Source organism: Kitasatospora griseola (assembly GCF_014648555.1).
GTDB classification, from domain to species: domain Bacteria; phylum Actinomycetota; class Actinomycetes; order Streptomycetales; family Streptomycetaceae; genus Kitasatospora; species Kitasatospora griseola.
Genome location: NZ_BMRI01000074.1, coordinates 566 through 8,670, shown reverse-complemented (window position 1 = coordinate 8,670; position 8,105 = coordinate 566). Strand labels below are relative to the sequence as shown.

Sequence of the window (8,105 nt, the reverse complement as noted above, 5' to 3'; positions counted from 1 at the left end):
GGGCGGCTCGTCGGCTTCGCCGCCGACTGCCCGGCTTCGCCGGGCTGTTCGGGCTTCGCCCGTTGGCGGGTACGGGGTTGGGGTGGGTGATGGAGGGTCAACTCCGCTGCTTCGCGCGGAGTTTAATGGTGGATGGGGTGATGGGGGCCTTCGGCTCTTGCCTGGATGGGCGGGCTCGGGGGGTGGGTTTGGCGGGCGCTCCGCAGCGTGGGCCCGAAAGAGTTCGGGGGAAGCGGGAGTCGTTGCGGGGCGTGTCGAATGGCGGGGTCACTCGTTGGGGTGGCGAGGGGCGGGCTTCGCCCGTTCTGATGCATCAAAGGTGTCTGCCCGCTAGACTCTTGGATGGGAGCGAGGGTCTGGGGAATTTTCTTGGGCTCGCTCCCGAACACGATCGTCGTCACTGAGAATACTGCGGATCAAACTGCGGCGGGAGCTGGAAATGGAATTCCTGGGCTTGGAGGAGACGGCGTGACGGTGTCTTGGCTGGCGGATTGGTACTGCGGGGAGTGCGGAGCCCAGGGGCAGGCGCGCTTCGAGGACGACACCGACGTCGCGGCCGATCACAACTGCGAGGAGGGCGGCGGGCCGCGAGGTCGGGTGGGACGGGCACGCGGAGTGCGGGGAGTGCGGCTGGGTGCTGGAGACGGACTTCTCCGATGACTGCTGGGTGGCGTCGGGCCACGTGTGCGAGGACGAGCCGGCGGTGCCGGCCGGGGCGGGAGTGGAGCGGTGATGGACGAGACGACCGGGGCGGCCGGGCGGGGTGAGCCGAGGTCGCAGGTCCCCCGCGGGCCGCTGCCGCCGTGGCAGGCCCCTGAGCCGGGGCGGCTGGCGGAGCTGCGCTCGGACCTCGTGGAGTACACCGGGTCGGCGATCGCCTTGCAGACACTGTCCGAGGCGATCAATGCGGGGCGGTTCACGCTGCTGCCGACGGTGCCGTCCCTGGGCGGGGCCTACTCGCCGGGCGCGATCGGCAGCCAGCTCCTGACCCGGCTGGAGGTGCAGCGGCTGCGGAACGCGGGCCTGTACTACGCGACGGCCGACATGACCGCCCTGGCGCTGGCCGCCGCGCAGGTCCCGCCGAAGGAGGCGGTGCAGGAGCACCGACTGCCGTCCCCGGCCAGCTTCATGGTGTTCCAGGAGCCGATCGGCGGCTACGCCGTGACGATCGGCGAGGCGATGAAGGGCACCGGTTTCACCATGCCGGACCCGGACCTGGCCCTGACAACCCCGATCGTGGCGGTGTCCTGGTCGACCTGGACCCCGGACGCCGTCGGCCTGGACGACGCGAGCATCCCCGTGGCGTGGGCGCACCAGGGCATGGAGGGGGATCTGGCGCCCGTCGACCGGGCCACTGAGGGCGTGTGGATGACGTTCTGGGCGGAGTCGGGCTCGCCCTACGACGCACTGCCGGCCGACCAGGTCGTCAGCGTCGCCCCGGACGGCACCCCGGCGGTAGCGGGGCTGCTGGCCGCCCAGGAGCGCTGCGCCGGGCCGCTGTCGTGGGACAACGAGGTGCTGCTCAGGTACGGGGCGCCGTTCTCCGAGGACGTCCCGGGGGACGACCCGTACCGGTGGGCGCAGGTCGTCTACACCGCGTGGCAGTTGATGGCCCAGCAGGGCAGCGCGCAGCTGGCCGAGATCGAGGAGGTGCCGCGCCGACGGGCCGGGGCGAAGCGGGACCGCCGGGCCGGGATCGGCGACGACGGGACGGTGCGGATCGTGCGGGTGCACACCCGGCACCGGCCCACCCGAGCGGCGGTGGAGAAGGACGCCCAGGCGTCGACCGGGCGCCGGGAGCCCTCGTGGTCGTGCCGGTGGCCGGTGGCCCCGCACCGCCGCGACCAGTGCATGCGCTCCGCCCTCCACGAGACCGGCGAGTGCTGGCACGAGGACCGGATCATCCCCCCGTACATCAAGGGCCCGGCCGACAAACCGCTGCGCGTGCGCGAGACGGTGAACCTGTGGGACCGCCAACCCGAGTAGGCGGGATCAGACTTTCCGATCGTGTCGCTGGAATTCGAAGAAGGGGAATTTGAATCATGATGAAAAAGCCCCGTCGTAATCAGGTGGAGGCCGCCGACGCCTCTGTACGACTTCTGACGCTCCCGGCGTCAGGTCTGGTGCCGCCGCAGGGGCTGCGGTGCCAGCTCCGGGCGGCGACGGGCGCGGGGAAGTCGCTGACGGCCGTTCACATCGCCGAGCGGCTGCGCTCGGAGCGGACGCTGGTGCTGGTGCCCTCGCTGCCGCTGCTGGAGCAGACGGTGGCGGTGTGGCGGCGCGAGGGCCACGGCGGGCGGATGGTCGGGCTGTGCTCGCTCACCGGCTACGAGCAGCCCGTGGGGCTGCGGTGCACTACCGATCCGGCCGAGCTGGTAAAGCTGACCGCCGGGCTGAAGCGGGTCACCGTGTTCGCCACCTACGCCAGCGTGGGCCTCGGGCACCTGGAGAAGGCCCACCAGCTCGGCCTGCCGGCCTTCTCCCTCGCGGTGGTGGACGAGGCGCACCGGGTCAGTGGGCAGGCCGGGCGGCCGTGGGCGGCGGTGCTGGACAACACCCGGATCGTGGCCGACCGGCGCTTGTTCATGACGGCCACCCCGCGCGTGTGGGCGCTCAAGGACCGCGACCGGGAGCGGGCCGCGGAGGCGGGGGTGGAGGCGGCCGAGCTGATCGCGAGCATGGACGACGAGGAGCTGTTCGGGCCCGTCGCCCACGACTACCCGCTTGGGCAGGCCATCGCCGACGGCGTCATCGCCCCGTACCGGATCGTGTGCGTCGACGTCGCCGACCCCGTGCTGCAGGGCATGGAGCAGCGCGGTGCGGACGTTCGCTCGGTCGAGTACCGCGGGGCCCGGCTGGCGGCCCTGCAGACGGCTCTGCTGTCCGCGTGCGCTGAGTGGGACCTGCAGCGCACCCTGTCGTTCCACCACCTGGTGGCGGAGGCCCGGGCGATGAGCACCGGCCTCCCGGGCGTGGCCCGGACCTTGTGGGAGCAGGACCCGGCGCTGCACCCCAACCCGGAGCTGGTCGGCACCACGTGGCTGGAGGCCGACCACACCCCCACCCAGCGGCGGGCCGCGCTGGAGGAGTTCACGGAGCTGATCCGGCGCGAGGATGGGCTGCGGCTGCTGCGGCACGTCCTGGCGTCGGTGAAGACCCTGTCGGAGGGGGTGGACACGTTCGCGTGCGACAGCGTGTTCTTCGCGGACGTGCGCGGGTCCATGGTCGACCTGGTCCAAGCCGTCGGCCGGGCGCTGCGCACCACCCCCGACTCCGGGAAGGTCGCCACGATCGTCGTGCCGGTGCTGCTGGCCGCCGGGGAGAGCGGCGAGGACCTGCTCACCTCCAAGGCGTACGACGGGCTGGCGAAGGTGCTGCTGGCGCTGCGGGCCCACGACGAGGCCGCCGTCGAGCGCCTGGCCCTGCCGCAGTCCGAGACGCGCCCGGAGCGGGAGCCGCGGCACTCCGGGGAGCTGGGCGAGGTCCGCTCGGCCGGCGGCGAGGAGCGGCTCCTGTCGTTCTCCACCGAGCGCGACCCGGCGGTGATCGCCGCGTTCGTGCGCACCCGGGTGCTGGAGCCCGAACGCGAGGAGTTCCGGCGTGGCCTGGAGGAGCTGACGGCCTACCGCAAGGCGTTCGGCGACGCGAAGGTGCCCTACGCCTACCGGGCGCCCTCCGGGCACCGGCTCGGGGTGTGGGTCGCCGACCAGCGCCGCTACAAGGCCGCCGCCATCCTCGACGACAAGCGGATCGCCGAGCTCGACGCGCTCGGCATGGTGTGGTCGGCGTTCGACACCGCCTTCACCGACAACCTGGTCGCGGTGGCCGGCTACGCGGCCGAACACGGGCACGCCTGCCCGCCCAACGACGCGGTGTGGGACGGGCGGCCGGTCGGGACGATCCTGAAGAACTGGCGCACCGCCCAGCGCCGCACCGAGACCCTCCAGCGCCGAGCCGAGGCAGGCGAGACCGGCCTGGACTGGACGGGGGCGTTCCCGGCCGACCGGAAGGCCGCGGTCGACGAGATCGACCCCGCCTGGTGCCCCACGTGGGCGGTGGAGTGGCAGCGCTGCTTCACCCTCGCCTGGCGCTACGTCAGCGACGGCGGCGAGCTGGCCGGCTCCGCACCGGGGACCGTGGTCGTCCAGGGCGAGGACCTGGCCGGGTGGGCCCGGGCGCAGCAGACCGGCTGGGACAAGCTCGGCCCGGCGCAACAGTGGGCGTGCGAGCACGTCCTGGGCCTGGTCCCGCTGGAGCCGGAGGAGTTGCCGGCCCCGAAGGTCCCGCATGCCGTCAAGGAGGAACGCAACCTCGCCGCCGCCGCGCAGTACCGCCAACGAGAAGGGCACCTGAACGTCCCCCGCAAACACAAGGAACCGCTGGTGCTCGCCGACGGCACCACGGTCGAGGTCAGCCTCGGCCTGTTCATCGCCAACAGCCGCAGCAGGCGCGCCACCATCCCCACCGCCCGCGCCCAACGCCTCACCCAACTCGGCATCCGCTGGGCGTAGCCGGGGCGGGGTGCAGCGGGCTGGGCCGCCGCTGGTGCGGCACACCCGCTGCAACACGGCCCGCCTTCGGAAACGGGTGGCCGTCAGGCGGCGGGATGCGGCGACCGGGGCGGGCCGTCGGCGGGGCTGTCGCCGCTCGATGCACACAGGGGGCTCGGGCAGCCTCTGCGCAGGTCACAAGGCGTGACAGGGCCGCCTTGTCGCGTTCCAGGGCGGCCAACGCGACAGGGGGCCCCGGAGGTCGACTACAGTCCCGGCATGACCGACACCACCGCCTACGAGCATGCGCAGCAGCAGAGTGTCCGGGTGCCGAGCCGGTGCGCGGTGCCGTGGGGCGTGTGCCCGGAGCACGGTGCCACCCTGGCGTCGAATCCCGAGCGCGGGACCTGGTGCATGGACCCCTCGTGCCTGAACACCTGGCCCTACGACCGGATGGACGCCGCCTGCCTGGAGCCGGCCACCCACACCGTCCACGCCGACGACGGCGGCCGGTACATCGTCTGCGACGGCCACGCCCGCGCCGCCCGCATCCACATCGTCGGCGGACAGATCGTGCCCGGCGTCGTGTAGACCCGGGAGGGCGGTCTCCTCCCACGTACTCCTCGGCGGCCAGCCGTCAGCGGTCGGGGTGCTTCTCGGCATGGGCCAGGCGAATGTGCCACCAGGGGTCGTCGAGTTTCCCGGCCTTGGCCTGCCGTCGTTCGCGGTTGGTGGGCGCGGGCAGGATGATCGCCGGGCGGCCGTTCATGCGGCGGCGGCTGTCGCAGGCGGGGCACTCCAGCTGGTGGGGGTCGGCTCTCTCGCGCAGCTCGATGATGGTGTCGGGTTCGCCGCCGATGGAGCCCTTGCACGTGTAGCAGGGATGCATGGCGGCGTTGGCTTCCCGGGCGGCGAGCAGCGTGTTCCGCTCCTGGGCGTCCCGGGCTTCCCGTCGGCAGTCGGTGCAGGGCTCGGTGCCGTCGCTGGCGCTGTACTTGTCGTCGAACTCGTCTTCGCGGCGGCGGCAGCCGGGGCAGCGGGTGGCCTCCAGGCGGGCCTGCTCGGCGTCCTGCAAGGCATTGCCGACGCCCTGGGAAGTAGGCCGCTGCCGGCACCAGCTTCTTGAGTGCCGCGAGCTGGCTCCCGGAGCAGTGATCACGGCTGGGATGATCTCGCCATGGCTGGCGTGATCACGGCGTCGGAGTCGTCCTGGATATCCCCGTTCACGGGGCTGAGCCCGCGCGACTTCGGCAAGCTGATCACGATGCTGCGGCGAGAGGGCGCTGACATCGTGCGGCCGGGCCGGCCTTGGAGTCTTCCGCTGGAGGACCGGGCCCTGCTGGTCGCGGCCTACTGGCGGACCAACCTGACGCTACGGCAGCTCGCGCCGCTGTTCGGCGTGTCCAAGGACGATGTCAGTTCAGGTCGAAGTCGTCGACGTCGTATTCGAAGTCCTCGCCTCGGAAGCCGCCATAGGAGCCGCCGTTGAAGTACTCGGCCAGGGCCTCGCCGATGATCTCGCGGACCTCGCCTTCGTCCTGGGCGAGGGCGAGGGCGGCGGCCTGGTCGCCGGTGAGGTCGAGGTGGATGTCGCGGGCCCGAACGGCGTCCGATCCCTGGATCTCGAAGGTGTGCGCGCGGCCGACCCGGGCGGTGATCCCGGAGTGCGGGCCGAGCTTGGCCAACTGCTTGGCCTTGCGCTTGCGGCCGGCCTCAGTGGTCTGCACGTCGACCGCGTCCAGGCGCAGCTTCTCGCGGTGCTTGCCGGCCGGGTGGCGGGTGCCGTCGACCCAGCGGGAGATGGTGCGCGGGGAGACGCTGTAGGCGGCGGCCATGGCTTTGGTGCTGCCGCCGTACTTGCGCTCCCGGACCTGCCCGGCCTGGGTGGTGGTCTGCACGGGGGCTTTCCTGCTGGGGAACAGCGTCTCGCGGACCTTCCCGAACAGGCCCCGGAATCCGCCGGCCATCAGCTCTCACCTTCCTTCTGCTCGTCGGTGCTCTCGGTGGCCCGCTCGGGGCCGGTGTAGGTGCCGTCGGTCGCGTACTGGTGGGTCAGTCGGGAGGGGTGCTCGCGGCGCTCCATCGCCTCCACCGCCTCCTGCAGCGGGATCGACGACTCGTGCTTGTGGCTTCCGGGCGCGATGCCCAGGCGCAGCGCGCCGGGCACGGGCGAGCCGTCGTCCTTGACCGGGAGCAGCTCCAGAGGTGAGGGGGCGTCGGTGGTGTAGAGGTAGGAGTCGACGTTCACGGCGAACGGGGCCCGGCCGGTCAGCAGGTAGGTCTTGCGCAGGCGGCGGTGGGCGGCGATCCGGGCGGCGGCGATGATGTGGAAGCGGATCTCCGGTCGGTACGACCAGGAGCCGGCGACCTTCTCCAGCCAGATCTCATCGTCGAGGTGGCGGGCGGAGTCGGACCACTTCCCGATCCCGCCCTTGTAGATGTTCTTGTACAGGCCGGCCAGGGTCAGCGCGTCCGCACGCACCGCATCCTGGCCCACCTGCTTGTGCACGGCGTACGCGGCGAGGAACTCGGCCGGGCCCTGGCCGTCGATGAGGCCGAGGTCGGCGTAGACGCGCTTGTAGCCGCCCCGTACCCGGGTGGTCCACTCCTTGAGGAGCGGCGCGGTGTGGGTGGACAGGTACGCCTCGGTGATCGAAGCCGGGTCGAAGCCGTAGGTGCTGGCCATGTAGGCGACGGTCGGGGTGGCGTACCAGCCCGGCCCGGTCGGCGGCCGTCCGTGGAAGGTCGCGGGGTGCGGCAGCAGCTCGTCCACCTCGACGGCGGTGAAGTCGCACAGCCACAGGCCCGCGGTCTTGCCCTTGCCCCATGCGGGGTTGGTGACGTGTTCCAGTTCGCCGATCGGCAGGGGCAGGGAGTCGGTGACGGACAGGTAGGACGCGCAGACGTCGACCGCGACCGCGAACCGGAGGCCGGCCTCCTCGTCGGTGAGCTCGCGGGCCCACCACTTGTAGTCCTCCTCCTCGCACACCGTCCGGCCCTTGGAGAGGAGTTCGCGGGTGAGGGGGTGGCGGGCGCCGGCCGCGATGGGCGCGCACCGGTCCCCGGCCGGGAGGGCGCCCTCGCGCAGGTGGGAGGACCACTCGCCCGTCGCTTCGTCCTTGGTCCACTCGATCCGGGGGCGGACGGCGTCCAGGAGCAGCATCGCGGTGGAGGCGGTGGTCGCGCCCGGGGCGACGCCGAGGTCGGTGGTGAAGGCCCGGTAGCGGCGGGCGAACGTCTGCCCGTCCCGGGCGTGGTCGGGGGCGGTGGCGAGCGGGGCGGCGAGCGCGCTGACGGCCTGCTGGCGGGCGTCGCCCTGTCCCAGCCACGGCGCGACGGTGACCTGGAGGGAGGTCTTCGGCCCGCCGGCCGACCCGGCGCGGCGGAACGCGCGGAACACCGGGCCGATGTTCTCGCTGATCTCCATGCCGACCGTCGCGGCGGCCTTCGCGAGCTTCGCCTGCAGCGCGTTGAGCGCCTTGTCGGTGCCCGGAAGCGTGGCGGGCAGGCCGAGCTGCTTGAGGGCGGCGGCGGTCAGGCAGACCGCCCCGTCCCCGCCGCGGCCCTGCGGGTGGGCGCGCTCCACGCGCAGCGGGAGCCCGGTGCCCAGCCACG

6 protein-coding genes and 1 pseudogene are annotated in these 8,105 nt (G+C 72.7%); 4 read left to right on the top strand and 3 right to left on the bottom strand.

All coding sequences use genetic code 11. The features are described 5' to 3' along the window. The first annotated feature begins 732 nt into the window (after positions 1 to 732). The 3 genes from IEZ12_RS36810 (at position 733) to IEZ12_RS36800 (ending at position 5,081) form a co-directional block, all read left to right on the top strand. Entirely contained in the window at positions 733 to 1,986 is a 1,254-nt protein-coding gene (locus IEZ12_RS36810; protein WP_189278715.1) for a hypothetical protein, read from the top strand. A 56-nt stretch (positions 1,987 to 2,042) separates the two neighbouring features. After that, positions 2,043 to 4,511, top strand: coding sequence for a DEAD/DEAH box helicase (locus tag IEZ12_RS36805; protein ID WP_229848695.1), 2,469 nt, complete (start codon positions 2,043 to 2,045; stop codon positions 4,509 to 4,511). Positions 4,512 to 4,769: 258 nt separating this feature from the next. Continuing rightward, complete coding sequence (locus IEZ12_RS36800) at positions 4,770 to 5,081, top strand: hypothetical protein (RefSeq protein ID WP_189278714.1); 312 nt, start codon at positions 4,770 to 4,772, stop codon at positions 5,079 to 5,081. Between the two features lie 46 nt (positions 5,082 to 5,127). Here the strand turns inward: IEZ12_RS36800 and IEZ12_RS36795 are convergent, their stop codons facing one another. Continuing rightward, positions 5,128 to 5,565, bottom strand: a complete 438-nt coding sequence (locus tag IEZ12_RS36795; RefSeq protein ID WP_189278712.1) for a hypothetical protein — start codon at positions 5,563 to 5,565, stop codon at positions 5,128 to 5,130. Positions 5,566 to 5,667: 102 nt separating this feature from the next. Between IEZ12_RS36795 and IEZ12_RS36790 the strand changes: the two are divergent. Then, positions 5,668 to 5,898, top strand: a pseudogene (locus IEZ12_RS36790) (helix-turn-helix domain-containing protein); the annotation flags it as partial. A 7-nt stretch (positions 5,899 to 5,905) separates the two neighbouring features. On the opposite strand, the gene IEZ12_RS36785 reads toward IEZ12_RS36790, so the two are convergent. Then, positions 5,906 to 6,457: a helix-turn-helix domain-containing protein gene (locus IEZ12_RS36785; protein ID WP_189278710.1), complete on the bottom strand. Its 552-nt coding sequence runs from the start codon at positions 6,455 to 6,457 to the stop codon at positions 5,906 to 5,908. Then, positions 6,457 to 8,105: DUF8841 domain-containing protein (locus IEZ12_RS36780; RefSeq protein WP_189278708.1), on the bottom strand; the 1,649-nt coding region annotated here is incomplete at its 5' end. The genes IEZ12_RS36780 and IEZ12_RS36785, both read right to left, overlap by 1 nt.